Origin of the sequence: Peribacillus frigoritolerans (genome assembly GCF_001636405.1) — a bacterium.
In the GTDB taxonomy this organism is placed as follows: Bacteria; Bacillota; Bacilli; order Bacillales; family DSM-1321; genus Peribacillus; species Peribacillus frigoritolerans.
Map to the genome: position 1 here is coordinate 2,932,511 of NZ_KV440950.1, position 21,617 is coordinate 2,954,127.

Genomic DNA, 21,617 nt, shown 5'->3' on the forward strand with positions numbered 1-21,617 from the left:
CCATTTATTAAATGGAAGTTCATATTTTTTAAACATTTTTGGAATTCAAATAGCTATAGCCTGAACAAACGAAGTTGATATATGGAAACAAAAACAAGACTTTCACTGTTAAAAGAAGGACATATTAAAATATATATCGGCCATTTTGACTTTAACCTGTCTTTACGTGCATAAGTCGATAATCTGAATTTATGCTCACAACTGCCCCCAGGTGTGATGACCTAATCCATATAATATTCCAATGTGCTACAGTTCAAAAAGCACCGATACGGCCATATACATACTAAAAAGGCATCATCAAGGTAAATTCCGGTTATGGAAGTTTACTCGATCATGCCTTTTTTTATAGGTTATTAAATTAGGATATCTTACTTAATGTGTTCGTTGCACCTTGTTTCTGTTCTTTTTGCATTTTTTTGATGTCCAGACGCAACCAGATGGAAATGGCGAATGCTATCGCAATTAATGCTGCAAAAACGTAGAATACCGGAATGTAACTGTTCGTACTTTCCCTGATTGCAGTAACCAACATTGGGCCGCAAACCCCGCCTAAAGACCATGTAGTTAAAAGATAACCATGGATGGCACCAATTTCCTTAGTGCCAAATAAATCCCCGGCAAATGCAGGGAGATTAGAAAATCCTCCTCCATAGCAACTAACGACCAACAAGATGAGTCCTTGGAACAATAGTGTATTTGTAGTCGTTGGAAGTAAAAGGAAGGCACCGATTTGAATGATGAAGAAAATGACGAAAACATTTGGACGGCCCATATAATCAGATGCCGCTGCCCAGCCAAGTCTTCCTCCGCCATTAAAGATTCCCATTATTCCGACTAATGTTGCTGCACCTGCCACTGACAGCCCGACAACGTCTTGAGCCATAGGAGAAGCAACCGAAATCATCATGATCCCTGCACTTGTATTGATCAATTTCATGGACCATAACATCCAGAAGTGTTTAGTTTTAACCGCTTCTTTTGCAGTTAATTGCCTTAGGTCTTTCTTCAGTTCTTTCTTACCGGACTCAATATCTTTCTTCATTCCTTCAGGCAGCCAGTCGGCTTTTGGAGGTGCAATATAGGATGCCCCTAAGAACATCAGTATGAAATAGCCTGCGCCTAAAATATAATATGTAGTATAAATGCCAACGGATTCCATAAGGCTTGCAGCGACTGGGGCTGTAATGAGAGCTCCGGCACCGAAACCCAATACTGCCATTCCTGTTGCCAATCCCCTGCGATCTGGGAACCATTTGACTAAAGTGGATACTGGTGAAATGTACCCGATCCCCATACCAAGTCCACTTAACACCCCATAAGTCAATAGGTAGATCGGAAGTGAATCGACCATTACCGCTAAACCGGAACCAGCTTGTCCTAGTCCGAATAATACAGCCGCGACCATAGCTGACTTTCGTGGTCCATTTTTTTCTACGAACTTGCCAAAGAAGGCAGCAGAAGTTCCTGCAAGCGCCATCATTATTGTGAATGCTAACGTTACTTCAGTTTCTGACCACCCCATGGTCTCGACTAATGGTTTTTTGTAAACGCTATATGCGTATGCACCGCCAATGGATAGGTGAATGGCGATAGCGGATAAAGCGATTAACCACCTGTTTTTTGTCATGTTGTTACCCCTTTTCTTCAAAAATAAGAAAGTAGCATGCGTTTTATCTATAATATAAGGTTTTGCATGCGTTTCATCTATCTTGTTGAATAAGTATATAAGAATATTATTTAGTAGTAAACTACTAAATTGAAATTCATGAAAAATTTTCCTCTGTGCTTAGAGTTGGGAAAAACACTTTATGGATTCGGATTAAAAACGTTATATATTCTAAGGATGTTAATATACATATAAGGTTTGCAGGTATTACTTTGGTGTATTATTCACGAATCTGACAAAAGTCTTTTCATTTATCGAATTTTCCTGGTTGCAAAAAGGGAAATGATTGTATTTACTCTAAAGGTGCGATGAACCAGAATTATTCTCATTGGCTTTATAGTGATTATTTTGATAAAATTAATCTAATATTCAAGACATATTAGCGTACCATTCGGAATTGATATTTTTAGTGGTTTCAGGAATAATTGATTCTTTTTTCAGGAATCATAGTCTGGAAATCAAAGAAAAACCAATTTATTTTAAAAAATTCCGAAAATTTCGTCTTAAAGGCTTGAACTATGATTCCTTATAGGAGTAAACTAATGAAAGATAGATTTTATGGAAGTGAAATCTTGTAAATTTAATCAACAAGGGGTTTTGGTAATGAAGGAACATGACATGCAAATCACGCTTAGTACAACAAAGAAAGAAAAACCACAAGCGGACCAGCTTGAGTTCGGTAAGCAGTTTACCGATCATATGTTTATTATGGATTACACACAAGGGCAAGGGTGGCATGATCCAAGAATTGTTCCTTATCAACCGCTCTCATTGGAGCCGTCAGCTATGATTTTTCACTATGGTCAATCCGTTTTTGAAGGATTGAAGGCATATGCAACACCTGAGGATGAAATTATCTTATTCCGTCCGGAAAAGAATTTCCAACGCTTAAATAGTTCTAATAGCCGATTATGCATACCGGATGTCGACGTTGATTTCGCGTTGAAGGCCTTAAAGACTTTAATTAGCGTTGATAAGGATTGGGTTCCCCAGGCAGAAGGGACATCTTTATATATCAGGCCATTCATTATAGCTACTGAGCCTTATCTTGGAGTATCTCCATCGAATAAGTATCAGTTCATCATCATCATGTCACCAGTGGGATCGTATTATAAAGAAGGCATCCATCCAGTTAAAATTGCAGTGGAGTCAGCTTTTACACGTGCAGTTAATGGAGGTACAGGTGAAGCCAAAACGGGCGGTAATTATGCATCGAGCCTAAAAGCCCAGGAAGTATCCGAAAAGATGGGTTATGCTCAAGTTCTTTGGTTAGACGGAGTGGAGAAAAAATATATCGAAGAAGTTGGAAGCATGAATGTTTTCTTCAAAATTAATGGTGAAATCATCACCCCTGCTTTAAATGGAAGCATCCTTCCGGGTATTACTCGTGATTCCATTATAGAATTGCTGAAACATTGGGGTCTTCCCGTGTCGGAAAGACGCATCTCGATGGAGGAAGTCCATGAAGCCTATAAATTGGGTCACTTGGAAGAGGCCTTTGGAACGGGAACAGCCGCGGTCATATCACCAATTGGTGAATTTTTGTGGAATGGTGAAGAAATGATTGTTCAAAGCGGAGAAACGGGCGAACTTTCCAGAAAGCTTTATGATACACTGACAGGTGTCCAAACAGGTAAAGTCACAGACGAGTTGAGCTGGACTACGAAAGTTGAAGAAAAAGTGACTCAATGATACTTAAAAAAACCTTCTAAGAAGGTTTTTTTTTTGCTTTCAGATAATCATTTTGTGCCTTATGGCAACTGCGACGGCCTCGGTCCGGTGATTCACTCCCAATTTCCTGATGGCAGAAGAAATATGATCTCTGACAGTAAATTCACTAACGCTCATTTTTGGTGCCATTTGCTTTAATCCCATCCCATTCGCTAAATATTGAAGGACCTCCACTTCACGTTTGCTTAGAAGGTAAGTGGGAGGGGCGGAATCGAATGTTGAACTGACAGCCAGTTTCAAATAATGGGAAAGCTTCATTAAATCATTCTTGGTAACGGGCTCGTTGGTGTGAATGGGGTCAACCAACACTAAACCGATGGCCAAGTCATTCACAATTATCGGAATGATTGCCAATGAAGAGATGGAAAATCTTTTTACGTATTTTGCAGGGATGGAGGATTTCGCATGCTGGATGGTTAAGTATATGGGCTTGTTATGGATGACTGCTTGGTGGATTGGGTATATATCATGAATATTTTCCCTAACATTATGTAATGAAAAAGTATCTTCACTTGTACATGCACAAATTCCTTCACCCATTCCTGTTAAACATGAGTAACTGAATAAAGATGCTCGTTGAAATGAAAAAAAATCCACACAGCCCTTTACGATCATTTGTGATTTATTTGCCATATCTTTTTGTTGGGAAATCTTTTTTACATGTTTCATCAGAGTTTCCTCAAGCATTCGACTTAATTCCTCCCTACATTTTCAGTACTAGGATAAATGCTACTAATATCTTACAATATAATGAAAACTCTTACAAATTTAAAAATCCTTAGAGATTCAAAAGTTTAAAGTTCATATTTCAAGGAGGCATTACCATGAAAAGAAAGAGTTTAACGACCACAAGCAGGAGTTTTAGAGAAGATACCCTACCATTTAAACTTTACCAAAAGGCAAAGAGATTCGGTATATGGAATCCTCGAGACATTGATTTCAGCCAGGATAAAGAAGATTGGAAGTCATTTACTGACATTGAAAGGGAAGTGTTATTACGGATCATTTCCCTTTTTCAGGGCGGGGAAGAAGCCGTGACTTTGGATTTGCTGCCGCTCATAATGACAATAGCCAAAGAAGGCCGGATTGAAGAAGAAATGTACTTAACGACATTTCTGTTCGAGGAAGCGAAGCATATGGAGTTCTTTCGCTATACATTAGATCAAATTGGTGAAACGGGTGATTTGACGGTTTATCACTCAGACACTTATAAATCGATTTTTTATGAAATTTTGCCTGAAACGATGGAGAAACTTTTAACCGATCAATCACCAGAAGCCTTGGCAGAAGCAGCAACTGTTTATAATATGTTTACCGAAGGCGTTCTTGCAGAAACTGGATATTTCGGGTTCTATCAGACTCTCGAAACTAATAAAATGATGCCTGGTTTATTAAAAGGTGTGGGTTTTTTGAAGAAGGACGAATCACGCCATATTGCATATGGGACTTTCCTGCTGCAGCGAATCATCAGTGAACATCCACATATCTTTAAACAGGTTGAAAAGAGGATGGAGGAGCTTTCACCACTGGCCATCACGTTAAATACAGAGGGATATGATCGGTTAGGAAATCCCTTTGGTAATGATCAACAAGCTGTATTGAATTTTACCCTGAAACAATTATCAGTGCGGATGGAGATATTAGCCAGGGCGAAAGGGAAAGGGATTGAAGAAATCTATCAAAGCAATGAAAAGGAATATGGGGTGTTATAATGCCGAAATAAGATACAAGCATACTGTAAGTTTACATTCGTTAATGGATGGAAGTCAGGAACTTGAATGCAGCGTATGAACGATCCTTAACTGCGAATATAGACTATTAATCCGAGGTGAAACGATATGAAGGTAAATGCTCATTCGAATTTTTGGTTAAGGTCTTCGGTTTACAGTGGCACTAACACTCGTTCACTCATACCGGGCCTATTCAATGGTCTTGGGGCAAGAAGGATTCTGCTCGTGAGCGATGCTGGCTTGGAAAATGCAGGCGTCGTTAAAAAAGTTGCCGAAACTTTTGAGGAGCAGAAGTTGGGTGCCGAAGCTGAAATAGTTGGACAGTTTCTGGGTGTAACACAAGACGCAGCGAGTAAATGTGTAAATGAAGCATTGAAATATGCACGCGAAGTTCATGCCGATGCCATCCTTGCCATTGGTGGAGGGAGTGTCATCGATACCGCAAAAGCATTGAAATACGGATTATATAAAGGAATTACGGATATAAACGATTCAATGCCAAGCGGTTTTCTATATGAGGGTTTTCCAAAAGCACAATCCATGAATATCCCGCATATTTCCGTAGCCACAACAGCAGGAACCGGCTCTGAAGTGTCCCCGATCGCAGTCATATATAATGAACATAAAAAAGTCAAAATGAATATTTACAATGTTTTTTTAAGTTCGGATGTTGCGATTCTAGATCCCGAGTTAACAGTCGGACTGCCGTCTGACATTACGGCGTTTACTGGTGCCGATGCATTGACACATGCATTTGAAGCGATCATTTCACCTGCTGCGACATCAATAACCGATGCATATGCATATCAGGCCATTCGAGTTATTGAAAGAAATTTACCGAGGGCCGTAAAGGATGGAACGAATATTGAGGCTAGAATGGAAATGCTGCATGGAAGCATGATGGGAATCACTGCATTTTGTAGTGCATTGAATGCGATTCCTGTTCATAACTTTGCCCACGCATATGGGGCGTTATTCCGTATTCCGCATGGACTGGCCAATGCCGTATTATTACCGGTCGTCATGGAATCAATCCCGGATTTATATCTTCAAAAGGCCCATTTGATAGCTGAAGCCTTTAGTGTGAAAGTACAGGATGAAGATTCAAAAGGGATCTTAGCGAAAGTGGTAGAAAAGCTACGTGTTTTCCTATCTGATCTTGGGCTGCCCTCCGACTTCAGCGCCTATGGAATTAACCAGTCGGATATGGAAAGAATTCTGAAAGCAGTAATGACCGACCCAGCTGCCGCTAATTACCCGATGTCGGAGGAAGTAATAATGTCAGTTGTTTCAAGAGTTTCACCCGTAAGAATTAACTGATACTAAAAAAGCCAGCCCGTAAAGGTTGGCTTTTATTGCGTTATAACGTGTTAAGTCCCGAATTTTACCATTCAAAAGTTCATTTCGTTATCTGATGTCTAAGAATTACAGTGATAGACTCTGGTTAATTTTTTTTTCCTAAGTTTTCCTGTGCCATCTTTATAAGTTCCTTGACCATGCCTCCGCCTAACTTTCCGCCTATTTTTCCATTCTGCTTGGATGTCAGTTCACCGTTATAGTCTTTTTTCAACGGTACGCCCATTTCTTTCGCTACTTCAAACTTCGCCTCTTCGGGATTCTTCGTACCAGCGATTTTGGCTTTTAAATCATCAAGGCCTTGTCGCGCTTCAGATACTAATATTCTCCTTCTCCTTGCCATTTAGCAACCTCCTCCTATTTTTTTCTTAGGTTATCCTAATGAAATGAAAATGATAAACCTGATTTGAAATTAGAAGAAGTTTTAGTTTATTTAAAGCGGGTAACATATAATAAAACGACGATTTAAGGAGAAAATGATGCTGACTGCGAATTCAAGTTTGTTAACAAAAGAAGATATGACAAATCCCGATCGAGTGCCGCAATGGCTAATCAAGGAATATCAAACATTCCATGAAAAAGTGACCGATAAAACCTTTCCTTGTTATTTTGGTATGAAAGCTGAAAATAAAGGGGAACTTCGTTATGCTTATATCACACAGGAAGATTGGTCCAATCTCCCAAAAGCAGTGGAAAGCTTTCTTGATTTATTTCAGGAACCACCATATATAAGGCATGGACTTTTCGTTTTTATGGAGCCTGATTCGATAGAGGGTGATATAGAATTTTACCGTAAAAGGTTTTGGGAGATCCTGCAATACCTGCATCAAGCGGATGAAAAACCTTGGCCAATTGAAAAGCCGAAAGATCCGGATCATTATTTATGGGACTATCATTTTGCCGGGGAACCAATCTTTGTCTTTGGTAATGCACCTGCTTATAAACAGCGTAAAACTCGCGATTTAGGAAATAGCCTCGTCCTTGGTTTCCAGCCCCGGATGATCTTTGAAGGATTGGAAGGAACGGAAAAAGGCGGAATCATGTCGCGGGAAAAGGTCCGGGAACGGGTGGAGAAATGGGATAATCTCCCGAAGCATCCTGATATCAGTCACTTTGGCGATGTAAATCATAATGAATGGAAACAATTTTTCATAGGGGATGATATAGAACCGATAAAAGGTAAGTGTCCCTTCCATCATAAACAATTAACGTAACCGTGAGCAAATTGCTCTCGGTTTTTTTGCGTTTGAAAATAAAAAACATAATCCTTGCCTTATTGGATTTTCAGTTTTATAATGTGAAAGTAGCAATTGCAGTTAATTCGAGATATATGGATTAAATGCTATTTTTATTAAATATACAAAATTAACAATTGGGGGAACGAAAATGTCTAAAGTATTGTTTGTTAAATCAAATGACCGCCCAGCGGATCAAGCTATCAGTGTCAAAATGTATGAAACGTTTTTGAACGCATATAAGGAAGCTAATAGTAGCGATGAAATAACTGAATTGGATTTATTTGAATTGAATTTGCCTTATTACGGAAATACTGCAATCACTGCCTTATATAAACGCAACCAAGGCATGGAATTGACTGAAGAAGAAGTGGAAATTGCTGATATCGTGCAACAATACTTGAATCAATTCCTTGCTGCCGATAAAGTAGTATTTGCCTTCCCGCTATGGAACGCAACGGTTCCGGCACCATTGGTAACTTATATTTCTTATCTTGCCCAAGCGGGAACAACATTCAAATATACAGCTGAAGGCCCAGTTGGCTTAGCTGGAGATAAAAAAGTGGCTTTACTCAATGCACGCGGATCCGATTATGCATTGCCTGGAATGGAAGCTGGCGAAATGGCTGAGAAATACGTAACGATGAATCTAAACTTATGGGGCATTAAAAACCCAGAAACGGTCGTAATCGAGGGACATAATCAATACCCAGATCGCTCACAGGATATCGTTGCAGAAGGATTGGCGAAAGTTGCTGAAACTGCAGCAAAATTCTAATTTTTTAAAAGGAAAACCAGTATGTATTTTTAGCATACTGGTTTTTCTATGCAGATTTTTCTGAAAGTCGATTATAATAAAGGGTAAGCTAAAAGCATGAAAGGAAGTGCAGACGATATGCAAACGTTTAAATCACGTGACGAATTAAAGATAGAAGAAACTTGGAATTTAAAGGATATTTACGAAGATCAGGCTAATTGGGAAAAAGATTATCAAGAAGTCCTGAAGATGACAGAAAAATTAAAAACTTACGATGGCCATATTCAGTCAGCCCAAGATTTGTTCGAGTATTTACGGTTAAGTGAGGAAGTTGGCTACATTTATAACAAGCTATATGTATTTGCCATGCTTCAAGCCGATTTGGATACACGGGTCACCTCATCACAAGCATTGCTGGATCGAGCTGGTAAGTTAGGGCAGAAAATAAGTAATGCTTCCGCATTCTTCATGCCGTTTCTTCTAAGCCTGGAAGAACAAACATTAAAAGGGTACATAAAAGAAGTCGAGGGTTTGAAATATTTTGAAGAGGATTTATTGGATTCCTTCCGCTATAAAGCCCATGTATTAACGAAAGAACAAGAAGAAGTGCTTTCGCAAATAGGCGAAGCCTTTTCAGCTCCACAAAAAACGTTCGGAATGATCAACAATGCGGATATAAAATTTGGGGAAGTTACGAATGAAGACGGTGAGAGGGTAGAGCTGACGCGAGGAATGTATTCCAAATTGATTGAAGATGATGATCGGGATAAAAGAAAAGAGGCTTATTTCGCATATTATCAGCCATATGTACAATTGAAGAATACAATCGCTTCCACACTTGCAACGGCAATCAAAAATAATGTGAATCTTTCAAAGCTGAGAAATTATCCATCTGCCTTGGAAAAATCCTTATTTGGAGATCAAGTTCCAAAAGAAGTTTATGATAATTTGATTATGTCTACTAAGCAAAATATCGGACCCATGCATAAATACATTCATTTAAGAAAAAAATTGCTGGGTGTAGAAGAATTACGTGCCTATGATTTAAGTGTACCATTAGTCGAAGGGGCTAAAGAGGAGATTTCTTACGATGATGGTTTTGCTTTGATGGTGGATGCACTAAAGCCGCTTGGCGAAGAGTATATCACAATCCTTAAAACCTTTAAGGAAAACAGGTATATCGACGTCAGGGAAACACCTGGAAAACGTTCAGGTGCTTACAATTTAGGACTTTATGGTGTTCACCCTTTCATCCTATTAAATCATCGTGATGATTTAGACAGTGTATTTACACTTGCACATGAATCTGGACATGGCATGCATTCATACTATAGCTCAAAATACCAACCGCAAATAAGTGCTGGGTATTCCATTTTTGTCGCTGAAGTTGCTTCCACTGTGAATGAAATCCTTTTGATTCGCCATTTAATTAAGACAACAAAAGACGTACAAAAGAAAAAACATTTACTTAACCATTTCATAGATAGTTTTAAAGGGACATTCTTCACACAAGTGATGTTTGCGGAGTTCGAAAAGATTGTACATGAAAAAGCTGAAAATGAAGAACCTCTAAATGCCGAGGTTTTTAATACAGCCTATGAATCGATATTTCGAGCATATAATGGAGATGAAATAAGTTTCGATGAAGAAGTGAAGTATGGCTGGTCACGCATCCCACACTTTTATCGTCCGTTTTATGTCTACAAATATGCTACTGGTTACGTTTCAGCCATTACGATCGCTGATAAGATCCTTTCTGGTGACAAAAAAACACTTGAAAGTTATTTGACTTTCTTGAAAAGCGGGAGTTCCGATTTCCCATTGGAGCTGCTTAAGAAAACAGGAGTAGATTTAACGAAACCTGAGCCGATCGAAAATGCAATGAAGATTTTCAGTGATCTCGTCGACCAATTCAGTGAGTTGACAGAAGGCTAATCTAAACCATTTCTTCCAAAAGAGCCCATGGTATGATGTTATAAAAAATGCTATAGTTAAAACATTGGCGTATGAAAGGCCCAATCAATAGATTGGGCCTTATTTTATATGCAAAAGAAACAGTTAATTCGCGAAAAAAGTCATGATGACAGCGTTATTTTCAACATCGGAGCCTAGCCAATGGGCCAGTTTCTTCGTACTACAATGGCATATTTTGTGAGGAAAGTGAAAAATGAATTCGACAGTTAATTATATAAAAGAATGGCAGCAGGCACTTCAACTTGAAATCCTGCATTTGAAAAAATATGGCAGCACAAAATACTTGGTTTCGAACGGCCATCTGCTTACAAGCGACGGTTCCTTCAACTATTATTTTGAAACAGGTTCATCGGTAAAAATCCCTGTTGGTTCCCTCGTTCGACTTGAATGGGGAGGGATTAAACAGGATGGAAGAATCCTCTCATCGGAAGGGAAAAGTATAATCATTGTTTTTGATCGCTCGTTAGGCGATATCATCAGTGAAGCCTTTTTATACCATGATCCCTGGGAATTGCTGGAACAATTGATCATCCGCTTGGATGAAATCATGAGGAGTAAAAGGAAAAGGCTTCGAATCAAGCGCCTGATGGATCCGTCCATGCCGCAAAAACATCCTTTAACTGAAAAACAAAGCAGTGTGAAAGAATTATATTCCCGCTCGAAGTTCAATCCTGTCACTTTTGTTTGGGGACCGCCTGGAACAGGAAAAACCTATACTTTGGCTCGTACAGTTGCCAATCATTATTTACAAGCTAAAAAAGTTCTGGTTTTGTCCCATAGCAACCAGGCTGTAGATGTTTTGATGGCTGAAATTTCATCATTCATTAAAAAGAAAGATCGTTTCAAAGAAGGCGATGTACTTCGCTATGGATCTCAAATCGGTGAATCACTAGCTATCCATGATGATATTGTTACGGGGCAATTATTAGGTAAACATGAACCGACATTAATTAAAGAAAAAGAAGAACTTGGCGAAGAAAAACGTCTTTTAAAATATGATTTGGCAGGTTCCTTCAGTAAAAGGGATACAGATCATTTAATTGAGATAGAGAAAAAGCTGGCCAAAGTATTGGAGAAAATCCGCCAAAAAGAGATTCAATTCGTAAAAGAAGCAAAAGTAATCGGGACGACCTTAGCTAAAGCCGCAAATGACGAAACGGTTTATCAAAAGGAGTATGACCTGGTCATCTTGGATGAAGCGAGTATGGCTTACGTTCCTCAGGTGGCTTTTGCTGCAGCGTTAGCCAAGCATATTATCGTTTGTGGTGATTTCAAACAATTGCCGCCCATTGCTTCGGCTCGTGATTCCCTCGTGAAACTTTGGCTGAAGGAAGACATATTTCATCGGGCCGGTGTCGCCCAGTCTGTTGAAGAAGGAGAACTTCATCCCCATTTATTCCTATTAAAGGAACAGCGCCGCATGCATCCGGATATTTCAGCATTCACTAATCGTGTCGTCTATAACAATTTTGTTGGCGATCATAAAAGTGTTGCGACTAGCAGGGAGGGCATAATGCTGGCGGAACCGTTTGCCAATAGGGCATCGGCACTTCTTGATACTAGCTTAGCAGGGGAATATTGCATCACTGAACGGACATCCCACTCGAGAATGAATTTATGGCAATTGCTTTTATCTTTTCAGTTGATTCATGAAGCTTATGTGGGCGGTTCAAGGTCAATTGGTTATGTCGCACCATATCGGGCTCAGGCAGAATTGATGGAAAAGCTATTGGATGACTTATATGAAAAAGAACGGCAAACTGCGGATATCATCGCTGCAACTGTACATCGTTTCCAGGGAAGTGAACGTGAGATGATGATCTTTGACACAGTAGATAGTTATCCGCAAAACAGGGCTGGAATGTTATTGACAGGGAGAGAAAGTGAAAGGCTGATTAACGTGGCCATAACAAGGACGAAAGGTAAGTTCGTACATGTATGTGACACTTCGTTTGTTAACAAACACGTTTATCGCAGTAAAACACTTCGTCAGCTTGTCGATCATCAAATTCAAAATGATCAGATTGTATCAAAGAAAGACATTGGAAAATGGGTTAACCACCAGCACCCGAAATTACGATGGATGCATGCCCGTAAATTGGGGGACTTTCAGGAAGATATTGAAACTACAAAACATGACATGGTTATCGCTGTACCGGATTTGAACAGTCTGTCAGAAGAATGGCAGCAATATTTAATGAAACGGAACCCTGCAGTGAAATTGACGATCATATCAGCAAAAAGAAATCCTGATATCAACTCGGATCATTTTATTTGTTCACCTATTTCCTTTTCCTTTATCATCTTTGATCATCGAGTTATTTGGCTAGGTTTGCCCGTGGAGTCCAATAATCGGGTTCAGCCCCCATATATAGCGGCTCGTTTGGATTCAAAAATCATGGCAGATGAATTACTATCTCAATTCAAAAAAAGTGAATAGCTCGGGAAAGGCCCTTATAAGGGCTTTTCTTTTTTACATAAATCCCTAAAAAGACCTCGCAGAATAAATGATGACCATTTGAGCCACTTGCGTCCTTGATATATTAAACCAAATACCTCGCTAGAATATATAATTCACTTATACTCCCCAATTTGGATTCAACTCCTTATATTTTCTGCTAAAGGCTGCAAACTAAACAACAAAGCAAGCGTTTCAGGCGACTTTCGGCTGGTTATGATTTACGATTAAGTTACGAAAGCCAAGAAAGGAGGTAACAAATTGAAATTGAGCATATTGGATCAATCCCCGATTGCATCCGGGCAATCAGCACAAGAAGCTTTGCAGGCTTCACTTCAACTAGCTCAAGAAGGAGATAGGCTGGGTTATAGCAGAATCTGGTTTACTGAACATCATGATTTGCCTGGCTTGGCCTGTTCCGTTCCAGAGGTTTTGATAAGCTATATTAGTTCACAAACAAAAAATATCCGGATTGGATCAGGGGCAGTACTGCTTCCACATTATAAGCCATACCGAATAGCAGAGACATATAATATGCTAGCCACGCTTTTTCCAGGCCGGATTGATATAGGAATGGGACGTGCTCCTGGTGGATCTGCCGAAGCAACGATGGCCTTATCCGATAATTTCCTTCAAAATGTATACAAAATGCCCGAACTTGTTCAAGAACTGTTGAATTTTCTAAGAGATGAATTTCCGAAAGAACATCCGTTTTCAAATGTCTCTGCTGCTCCTATCCCAATGGTATCCCCTGAACCATGGATATTGGGAACAAGCGGGAAAAGTGCAAAACTCGCCGCTGAGAATGGAACTGCATACGCCTTTGGCGAATTCATGAGCGAAAATGATGGCGTGCAGAGTTTTAAACAGTACCGTGAGCACTTTCAAACAAAAGGGTTGCTCAAAGCACCTAAAACGATTATTACGGTATCGGCCATTTGTGCTGAAACGGAAGAATATGCGAAAGAAATCGCCCTCAGCAACACCCTGTGGAAAATTCAAAGTGGACATGGGGAAAGAAAGCAAGTTCCAATTATAGAAGAAGTAAGGAATCATGAATGGACTGAAAAAGAAAAAACACAGATGGAAACCATGCATAAAAAACTGATTTTTGGTACCCCTTCACAAGTTAAGGATCGCCTATTGACGATTCAGGAGAAATATCAGGCAGATGAAATCATGCTGATAACCATCACTCATAAGTTGGAGGATCGGCTTAATTCGTTTCGATTGATTGCCAGGGAAATTCTTAACAGTTAATCCTTAAGCATTTTATGTGCATTTTTTGTGTATTTTCTATATGATGGCTTTGCGTCCGATTTATCATAATTGAAAGAAAGAAGATGAAGATATGAATGCTGATCAATATGCAAAAAAACTTGGCGACATTTCTTTTTCCGTTCTGGACCTGGCTTCTATTGTTGAAGGTGGTACAGTTTCGGGAGCTTTTAAAAATACAGTAGAATTAGCTAAACATGCGGAGCAATGGAATTACAACCGTTTCTGGGTTGCAGAACATCATAGCATGCCTGGGATTGCAAGCTCTGCAACGTCAGTGCTTATAGGCTATGTTGCAGGCAGGACGGAAAGAATTCGGGTAGGTTCTGGAGGCATAATGCTACCGAATCATGCACCGCTGGTTATCGCAGAACAATTTGGAACATTGGAAGCAATGTATCCTGGCAGAATAGATTTAGGTCTGGGGCGTGCTCCGGGAAGCGACCAATATACAGCCATGGCACTTCGGGGTGATGTACGTAATAACGGTCAGGATTTTCCTGAACAATTGGCGCAGCTCCGTAGCTATTTAGATGCGGATTCTAAACATAATCGTGTTCGCGCCATTCCTGGAGAAGGGCAGGACATCCCGATTTGGCTGCTTGGTTCAAGTGGGTTCAGTGCAGCATTATCAGCACAGCTGGGATTGCCATTTTCATTTGCAAGCCATTTTTCCCCTGAAAATACTCAACCAGCTTTAGCCCGCTACCGCAATAATTTCCAACCATCCGACGTTCTAGATAAACCTTATGTCATGGTTGGTATCAATGTTTTTGCAGCCGATACTACGGAAGAAGCACAAAGGATTGCTACATCATATCAACAGCAGTTCTTGAATTTGATACGGAACACACCCGGTCAACTAGCTCCTCCAGTTGATACGATGGAAGGCCTTTGGACAGAATATGAAAAAGCCATTGTCATGAAGCAGCTGAACGCTTCCATTATAGGTAATCCAAAAGAGGTAAAAGAGCAGTTGCAGGGATTTTTAAATGAAACACAGGCGGATGAAATGATTATAAACTCTGCCATTTATGATCAGGATGCACGCCTTCGTTCTTATGAAATCATTGCAGAGGTTACTGGAATGAAATAATTGTTAAAGAATGAGCTTGCAGATCCCGTGTCTGCAAGCTTTTTTATAAAAATACATACCGATTGGCTTCATAAACAAAGTTAGGAGAGAGTAATGAAACGAGAAGATCCTTTATCCTTAATATTTCACTTCACAGATAAACAAGGTGACAGCAGGCCACTATATTTTGCGAATCCGAAAAAAGTGATCACCGCCCATTCAATTGAGGATGTCCTTCCCCAATTCCAAAAAGTCCAGGAAGCGATCGAACAGGGGAATTATGCAGCGGGATATGTTTCCTATGAAGCGGCACCTGCTTTTGAACAATCCTTTAAAGTAAAAGATGGAGCCAAAATGCCATTATTATGGTTCGGGATTTTTGATAAACCGGAAGCGGAAATACCTGAAAAAATGACCGGGGCTTTTCATTTAGCTGAATGGCAATCAGAAACGGATTCAAATGCCTATCGTACCGGATTTCAAAGAATAAAATCAGAAATTAAGAAAGGCAACACATACCAAGTCAATTATACGATGCGTTTGCAATCTCAGTTCGAAGGGGATGACTTCGCTTTTTTTGAACGTTTGAAGAGAGCCCAACGCTCGAACTATAGTGCATATTTGAACGTGGGTTCACATCGAATCCTATCGGCTTCACCCGAGTTGTTTTTTCGTTGGGAAGATGGTCAGCTGATTACTCGGCCCATGAAGGGAACGGTAAAGCGGGGAACGACACTGAAAGGGGATCGGCTCAATGCTGAATGGTTGGCAGCCTCGGAAAAGAATCAAGCTGAAAACTACATGATTGTGGACCTGCTAAGAAATGATTTGGGAATGATTGCGGAACCAGGAAGTGTCGAAGTTCCACAACTTAAGGCAATTGAAAAATATCCGACAGTTTGGCAAATGACATCCACGATTACAGCCGATACGAATCCAGGAACAACAATCATTGATATATTCAAGGCCCTTTTTCCTTGTGGATCGATAACAGGGGCACCTAAAATTAAAACGATGGAAATCATCGCTGATATCGAGAATTCACCGCGTGAAGTTTATTGCGGTGCAATCGGGTTTATCACTCCTGAATCCGAAGCCGTTTTTAATGTGCCGATTCGTACGGTCGTGATTGATAAGGAAACAGGGAAAGCCGAGTATGGGGTTGGCGGGGGGATCACTTGGGATTCCGAGTTATCGGAAGAATATGACGAAGCCTTTTTAAAAGCCAAATTATTAACGGTTGAACGGCCTGCTTACAAACTATTGGAATCGATAAAGCTCAGCGATGGTGAATATTATTTGTTGAATGATCATATCGACCGGATGAAACAATCGGCTGAGTACTTCAATTATCGATTCTCTGAAATGAATCTTAGAGATCGACTCCAAAAGTATGCGGAAATAAACCATGGGACGCTGCAAAAAGTAAGGGTACTACTACATGAAAATGGTGAAATTGAAGTCTTGGGACAAGCAATCAAGCCCCTTGATCCAGAATTCAAGGCCATACTGGCGGAAGATCCAATATCAAGGGCAAATCCATTTCTATTTCATAAGACCACCAATCGTGATGTCTATGAAGGCTTTCAAATGAATAATCCCGACTTCCAGGATGTTCTGCTTTGGAATGAAGAAGGATACATCACGGAATTCACGAACGGAAATGTAGTGGTAAAGATAAATGGTGACCTCTATACCCCTCCGGTGGAATCAGGTCTGCTTGCAGGAACATTTCGTCAAGAATTGATCAGGAAGAAGGAAATCAAGGTGAAAAACATTTCAAAGGCTGACCTCAATAACGCTGAGGAAATTTGGTTCATTAATAGTGTGCGAGGGAAATTAAAAGTGAATTTAACTTTCTAAGCTGATAATTCGTAAAAAAGTGAAAATTGTAATCTTTATTACAGTTTGTTGAGTTATAGTAGATGATGAATACTACATTTCCGGGAGGGACTGCTGAGGAGATGCATAAAATCGCAGGATTATCGATTAACGAATGGAAAGCGAAAGATCCTATACTTAATAATGTGATAAAGATGAATGAGGTCTTCTGGAAGAATCCAGATTACGGTAACAAACAAGAAAATCCAATCGTCCAAGCTGAACAAGTTAAATCGGCTGAAGAAAGATTAAATAGTTTTGCCAATTATATAATTAAAGCATTTCCAGAAACTGAACCAATGGAGGGGATCATTGAATCACCTCTAGTCGAGATTCCTTTCATGCAAAAAAACTTGGAAAAATCCTATGGAACTAAAATTGCGGGAAAACTTTTACTGAAATGTGACAGTCATTTGCCTATATCAGGTTCAATCAAGGCACGCGGAGGTATTTATGAGGTCTTAAAACGTGCTGAGGAAATAGCAATGAAGCATGGCGGTTTAAAGCGGACTGATAATTATGGAATACTTGCGAGTGATGAATATAAGGAGCTATTTTCAAAATATTCGATTGCTGTCGGTTCAACCGGCAATTTAGGAATGAGTATTGGAATAATAAGCGCGAAGCTGGGATTTAAAGTAACGGTCCATATGTCTGCAGATGCCAAACAGTGGAAAAAGGATAAATTAACAAGTCTGGGTGTCATTGTAAAGGAATATGATGATGATTATAGTAAAGCTGTAGAAGAAGGCCGTAAAGAAGCATCACTTAATCCCGATTGCCACTTTATTGATGATGAAAATTCCATGGATCTGCTGCTAGGTTATGCGACAGCTGCAACGCGCCTGAAGAAACAATTGAAAGATATGTCCATTACCGTAGATGAAGGTCATCCTTTGTTTGTGTACTTACCATGCGGAGTCGGCGGCGGGCCCGGCGGCATAACATATGGGCTCAAGTTAGCCTTTGAAGATGATGTGCATTGTTTTTTTGCAGAGCCGACACATTCACCATGCATGACGCTCGGATTGATGACAGGACTTCATGACAAAGTTTCGGTTCAGGACTTTGGCATCGATAATAAGACGGAAGCGGATGGTCTTGCAGTAGGAAGGCCTTCAGCATTGGTTTCCAGCATGATGACGACCATGTTAAGCGGCAGCTATACCATAGAGGATAGAAGGTTATTCGAACTGCTCAAGGAAATGGCAGAGACGGAAGGCCATTATTTAGAGCCATCTGCCTTAGCAGGAGCATTTGGTCCGATACAACTTTTGTCAGCTAAAGAAGGAAGGGAATATCTTATGGATCAAAAACTGCTGGATAAAATGAACCAGTCGACGCATGTCATCTGGGCGACCGGCGGGAGCATGGTACCAAAAGATATGATGGAACTGTATTTATCTAAAAGTTAAAAAAATCCACAAGAGTGAAATTTTCAGAAGCAGGCAAACTCGTAGAAAAGTGAGTTTGCCTGCATTATTTTTATTTGAAAAACCTCTCAGTTGTTTTCAGACGAAGCCGTTTTTCGTCCAAACCGCACTTTATTTGACCGACAACGAATTATTCGAACCCCGGAGCATACATTTTGCGGTCCGGATGATGATTCCCTTCCCTTAAGGTCGACGTCCTGCCAAATACTCCTCACCGCAAGCTTCAAGCAGGGGCTGGGTTCCAGACATTGAATCCGAATTTCATCACAAAGAAAAGTCTTGTATTAAAATCAGGGTAATCATCCCGATACAATCGTGAGAGGGAATCAGGATGAGACCATTCCGAACCTCTTTTGGCATTTTCATTGAAATATCTCCTAAAGTTAGGTTTTAGATCTAAAAATGACGCAGATGATCTGCATCTTCCACGATATGCTTGTCAGAAATGCCGTGCCATTACTAAAAGCGAGTCTAGGGGAGACCCCCCTCAGGCGAAAGCCGAGGGCCGACCGCCGGCGGAAAGCAAGTGCAACGTTCAATATGTAAAATCTAAAAAACTGTAGACAAACTCGATCGAAAGTTTGTCTACAGTTCGTTAAGTTCACGACAGTGAACTTCTATATATTTATAACCCCCATGAGTTCAATAAAAGGTGAATGGCTTTTTCCAATTCGGATTCAGGAATCCCTGCAAAGCCCAATATGATTTTTGGAGGATGTTCGTCAATTTTCTCGATTGAATATGTTGATAATCCATAAATTTTAATATGGTCTTCGTTTGCCTTTTGAATAAGTGTCTGTTCATCCATGCCGTTCTTGACGATGAGGACGATATGCAAACCTGACCTCTCTCCAATGATTTTTATTTGTTGATGTGGCTTAAAAAGATCGATCACTTTCTCCAACTTCCGACGGTACACTTTCCTCATGCGATTCAAATGCTTTTCGAAATCACCTTCCTTCATGAATTGTGTCAATACATGCTGATCAATCCGAGAAACGGTTGAATGGTAAAAAGACAATTCCTGTTGGTGAATTTGTAACAATGGAGCGGGAAGAACCATATAACTGATCCGAATTGATGGCATCAATGATTTGGAAAATGACCCTAAATAAATCACTTTATCACCAGCATCCATACTCTGCAAGGAAGGAATTGTTTTTCCACTATAACGAAATTCACTATCATAATCGTCTTCGATAATATAGCGGTTTGCTGCCCCTTGAGCCCAGTTCAACAATCGCGTCCGTCTGTTAACGGATAGGATCGTCCCATTGGGGAAGTGGTGTGAGGGAGTGACATACACAACGTCGATCTTTGAATCTTCAATTTGGTTCACCTTTACGCCCTCTTCATCAATTTGCAGTGGATGGACTTCATTTGGGTAGCTGCGTAAAATCCGATGAATCAAGTGATACCCAGGATCTTCAACACCATAGATGGCATGTTTATCGAATAGAAGGACAAGTTGCTGCAATAAAATTTCCATTCCTGCACCAATGATGATCTGTTCTGGAACACATTGTACACCACGTGCATGATACAAATAATGGGCAATTTCACATCGTAATTCATATTCCCCTTGAGAATCCCCAAGTAAAAGAAGATCTTGATGTGATTCATCGATTTTGCTTTTCATGTATTTTCTCCATTTTTCAAATGGGAAATGTTCCGTGTCAATTTGGCTGGGATGAAAATGATATAGCAATTCCCCTTCTTTATGATTGCTTTGTTCCAATGATACTTGGTTAGTTTGTGTATACTCTAAATCCTCGAATGTTTGAATATAGTACCCTTTTCTTGGTATGACTTCAACGTATCCCTCAGCAGTCAATTGTTCATATGCAGTCTCGACAGTATTTTGACTTATTTGAAGGAACTCTGCCAATTTCCGTTTGGAAGGCAGTTTTGTGCCGTAAAGAAGACGGCCATCAATAATTTCTTTTTTAATATATGAATATAATTGTTCGTACAAAGGTACTTCACTTAACCGATTTAAATCACAAGAAAGCATATTCATTTTTAGTTACCACCTTTTTGAAAAAAATACTGACCCCATTAAATTTATTAAAACTGACACTTTCAATGCGGTCAACTCTTTTTTATACTAAGCCTAACAAATCTAAAAAATGAAAATATTAGGGGGAAGAAAGAAATGGAAAAATTATTAGGAACTGACACAGTAAAAAGAGGAATGGCACAAATGCAAAAGGGTGGCGTAATCATGGACGTCATTAACGCAGAACAAGCAAAAATCGCAGAAGCATCCGGTGCGGTCGCTGTCATGGCATTGGAAAGGGTTCCTTCCGACATCCGTGCAGCTGGCGGCGTAGCAAGAATGGCAGATCCGCGAATTGTCGAGGAAGTAATGAATGCAGTCTCAATCCCGGTCATGGCTAAGGCAAGGATTGGCCATATCGTTGAATCAAGGGTCCTGGAATCCATGGGAGTGGATTATATCGATGAAAGTGAAGTGCTGACTCCTGCGGATGAAGAATACCATATTCTAAAAAGTGATTTCACAGTACCTTTCGTTTGTGGCTGCCGTGATTTAGGCGAAGCTGCGCGCCGTATTGGTGAAGGAGCATCCATGCTTCGTACAAAAGGAGAACCAGGAACAGGTAATATTGTGGAAGCTGTGCGTCATATGAGAAAGGTACAGTCACAAATTCGCAAAGTGAGCATCATGAGTGATGATGAATTAATGACTGAGGCAAAAAATCTTGGAGCCCCATTTGAAATTTTAAGAGAAATCAAACGCACAGGTAAATTGCCTGTAGTTAACTTTGCAGCGGGCGGAATTGCCACTCCAGCAGATGCTGCATTGATGATGGAATTGGGAGCAGATGGCGTTTTCGTTGGGTCTGGTATTTTTAAATCTGAAACTCCAGAAAAATTCGCATCCGCAATCGTTCAAGCAACTACATATTTCACCGATTATGAGTTGATTGGCAAGTTGTCAAAAGAATTGGGCAGTGCAATGAAAGGCATTGATATTTCCAAACTAGCTCCGGCAGAACGGATGCAGGAACGTGGATGGTAA

16 protein-coding genes are annotated in these 21,617 nt (G+C 40.1%); 12 read left to right on the plus strand and 4 right to left on the minus strand.

Translation table 11 applies throughout. The annotated features are described in order from the left end of the window. Positions 1 to 358: 358 nt before the first annotated feature. Positions 359 to 1,627, minus strand: a complete 1,269-nt coding sequence (locus A6755_RS14135) for an L-lactate MFS transporter (protein WP_063591035.1) — start codon at positions 1,625 to 1,627, stop codon at positions 359 to 361. A gap of 642 nt (positions 1,628 to 2,269) precedes the next feature. Between A6755_RS14135 and A6755_RS14140 the strand changes: the two genes are divergently transcribed. Beyond that, entirely contained in the window at positions 2,270 to 3,358 is a 1,089-nt protein-coding gene (locus A6755_RS14140) for a branched-chain amino acid aminotransferase (RefSeq protein ID WP_034306982.1), read from the plus strand. 39 nt (positions 3,359 to 3,397) lie between these two features. Here the strand turns inward: A6755_RS14140 and A6755_RS14145 are convergent, their stop codons facing one another. Continuing rightward, positions 3,398 to 4,084 (minus strand): helix-turn-helix transcriptional regulator, encoded by a 687-nt coding sequence (locus tag A6755_RS14145; protein WP_034306979.1) that lies wholly within the window; start codon positions 4,082 to 4,084, stop codon positions 3,398 to 3,400. 137 nt (positions 4,085 to 4,221) lie between these two features. On the opposite strand from A6755_RS14145, the gene A6755_RS14150 reads away from it, so the two are divergent. Next, positions 4,222 to 5,109: a R2-like ligand-binding oxidase gene (locus A6755_RS14150; RefSeq protein ID WP_063591036.1), complete on the plus strand. Its 888-nt coding sequence runs from the start codon at positions 4,222 to 4,224 to the stop codon at positions 5,107 to 5,109. 126 nt (positions 5,110 to 5,235) lie between these two features. Continuing rightward, the gene (locus tag A6755_RS14155) at positions 5,236 to 6,447 is read left to right on the plus strand and encodes an iron-containing alcohol dehydrogenase (protein ID WP_063591037.1); all 1,212 of its coding nucleotides are present in this window, start codon (positions 5,236 to 5,238) and stop codon (positions 6,445 to 6,447) included. A gap of 124 nt (positions 6,448 to 6,571) precedes the next feature. On the opposite strand, the gene A6755_RS14160 is transcribed toward A6755_RS14155, so the two are convergent. Next, positions 6,572 to 6,826: an alpha/beta-type small acid-soluble spore protein gene (locus A6755_RS14160; protein WP_063591038.1), complete on the minus strand. Its 255-nt coding sequence runs from the start codon at positions 6,824 to 6,826 to the stop codon at positions 6,572 to 6,574. Between the two features lie 136 nt (positions 6,827 to 6,962). Here A6755_RS14160 and A6755_RS14165 point away from each other — a divergent pair, with 136 nt between their 5' ends. From A6755_RS14165 to dsdA, 8 genes are all read left to right on the plus strand, one after another. Continuing rightward, entirely contained in the window at positions 6,963 to 7,697 is a 735-nt protein-coding gene (locus A6755_RS14165) for a YqcI/YcgG family protein (RefSeq protein ID WP_063591039.1), read from the plus strand. Positions 7,698 to 7,869: 172 nt separating this feature from the next. After that, positions 7,870 to 8,496 (plus strand): FMN-dependent NADH-azoreductase, encoded by a 627-nt coding sequence (locus A6755_RS14170; RefSeq protein WP_052137253.1) that lies wholly within the window; start codon positions 7,870 to 7,872, stop codon positions 8,494 to 8,496. 117 nt (positions 8,497 to 8,613) lie between these two features. After that, positions 8,614 to 10,410, plus strand: a complete 1,797-nt coding sequence (pepF, locus tag A6755_RS14175) for an oligoendopeptidase F (protein WP_063592560.1) — start codon at positions 8,614 to 8,616, stop codon at positions 10,408 to 10,410. A 232-nt stretch (positions 10,411 to 10,642) separates the two neighbouring features. Next, complete coding sequence (locus A6755_RS14180) at positions 10,643 to 12,889, plus strand: AAA domain-containing protein (RefSeq protein WP_063591040.1); 2,247 nt, start codon at positions 10,643 to 10,645, stop codon at positions 12,887 to 12,889. Positions 12,890 to 13,168: 279 nt separating this feature from the next. Continuing rightward, entirely contained in the window at positions 13,169 to 14,167 is a 999-nt protein-coding gene (locus A6755_RS14185; RefSeq protein WP_063591041.1) for an LLM class flavin-dependent oxidoreductase, read from the plus strand. A gap of 91 nt (positions 14,168 to 14,258) precedes the next feature. Beyond that, positions 14,259 to 15,281, plus strand: a complete 1,023-nt coding sequence (locus A6755_RS14190; protein WP_057277548.1) for an LLM class flavin-dependent oxidoreductase — start codon at positions 14,259 to 14,261, stop codon at positions 15,279 to 15,281. A 93-nt stretch (positions 15,282 to 15,374) separates the two neighbouring features. Then, positions 15,375 to 17,123, plus strand: coding sequence for an aminodeoxychorismate synthase component I (gene pabB, locus A6755_RS14195; RefSeq protein WP_063591042.1), 1,749 nt, complete (start codon positions 15,375 to 15,377; stop codon positions 17,121 to 17,123). Between the two features lie 101 nt (positions 17,124 to 17,224). Beyond that, positions 17,225 to 18,556, plus strand: coding sequence for a D-serine ammonia-lyase (dsdA, locus tag A6755_RS14200; RefSeq protein ID WP_063592561.1), 1,332 nt, complete (start codon positions 17,225 to 17,227; stop codon positions 18,554 to 18,556). 643 nt (positions 18,557 to 19,199) lie between these two features. Here the strand turns inward: dsdA and pdxR are convergent. Next, positions 19,200 to 20,594 (minus strand): MocR-like pyridoxine biosynthesis transcription factor PdxR, encoded by a 1,395-nt coding sequence (pdxR, locus tag A6755_RS14210; RefSeq protein WP_063591044.1) that lies wholly within the window; start codon positions 20,592 to 20,594, stop codon positions 19,200 to 19,202. Between the two features lie 135 nt (positions 20,595 to 20,729). Between pdxR and pdxS the strand changes: the two genes are divergently transcribed. After that, positions 20,730 to 21,617: a pyridoxal 5'-phosphate synthase lyase subunit PdxS gene (pdxS, locus tag A6755_RS14215; protein WP_034306956.1), complete on the plus strand. Its 888-nt coding sequence runs from the start codon at positions 20,730 to 20,732 to the stop codon at positions 21,615 to 21,617.

What these genes read in the sequence shown, in the direction of transcription:
- A6755_RS14135 (WP_063591035.1), bottom strand. Translation starts at nt 1,627, where the DNA reads ATGACAAAAAACAGGTGGTTAATCGCTTTATCCGCTATCGCCATTCAC.
- A6755_RS14140 (WP_034306982.1), top strand. Translation starts at nt 2,270, where the DNA reads ATGAAGGAACATGACATGCAAATCACGCTTAGTACAACAAAGAAAGAA.
- A6755_RS14145 (WP_034306979.1), bottom strand. Translation starts at nt 4,084, where the DNA reads ATGCTTGAGGAAACTCTGATGAAACATGTAAAAAAGATTTCCCAACAA.
- A6755_RS14150 (WP_063591036.1), top strand. Translation starts at nt 4,222, where the DNA reads ATGAAAAGAAAGAGTTTAACGACCACAAGCAGGAGTTTTAGAGAAGAT.
- A6755_RS14155 (WP_063591037.1), top strand. Translation starts at nt 5,236, where the DNA reads ATGAAGGTAAATGCTCATTCGAATTTTTGGTTAAGGTCTTCGGTTTAC.
- A6755_RS14160 (WP_063591038.1), bottom strand. Translation starts at nt 6,826, where the DNA reads ATGGCAAGGAGAAGGAGAATATTAGTATCTGAAGCGCGACAAGGCCTT.
- A6755_RS14165 (WP_063591039.1), top strand. Translation starts at nt 6,963, where the DNA reads ATGCTGACTGCGAATTCAAGTTTGTTAACAAAAGAAGATATGACAAAT.
- A6755_RS14170 (WP_052137253.1), top strand. Translation starts at nt 7,870, where the DNA reads ATGTCTAAAGTATTGTTTGTTAAATCAAATGACCGCCCAGCGGATCAA.
- pepF (WP_063592560.1), top strand. Translation starts at nt 8,614, where the DNA reads ATGCAAACGTTTAAATCACGTGACGAATTAAAGATAGAAGAAACTTGG.
- A6755_RS14180 (WP_063591040.1), top strand. Translation starts at nt 10,643, where the DNA reads ATGAATTCGACAGTTAATTATATAAAAGAATGGCAGCAGGCACTTCAA.
- A6755_RS14190 (WP_057277548.1), top strand. Translation starts at nt 14,259, where the DNA reads ATGAATGCTGATCAATATGCAAAAAAACTTGGCGACATTTCTTTTTCC.
- pabB (WP_063591042.1), top strand. Translation starts at nt 15,375, where the DNA reads ATGAAACGAGAAGATCCTTTATCCTTAATATTTCACTTCACAGATAAA.
- dsdA (WP_063592561.1), top strand. Translation starts at nt 17,225, where the DNA reads ATGCATAAAATCGCAGGATTATCGATTAACGAATGGAAAGCGAAAGAT.
- pdxR (WP_063591044.1), bottom strand. Translation starts at nt 20,594, where the DNA reads ATGAATATGCTTTCTTGTGATTTAAATCGGTTAAGTGAAGTACCTTTG.
- pdxS (WP_034306956.1), top strand. Translation starts at nt 20,730, where the DNA reads ATGGAAAAATTATTAGGAACTGACACAGTAAAAAGAGGAATGGCACAA.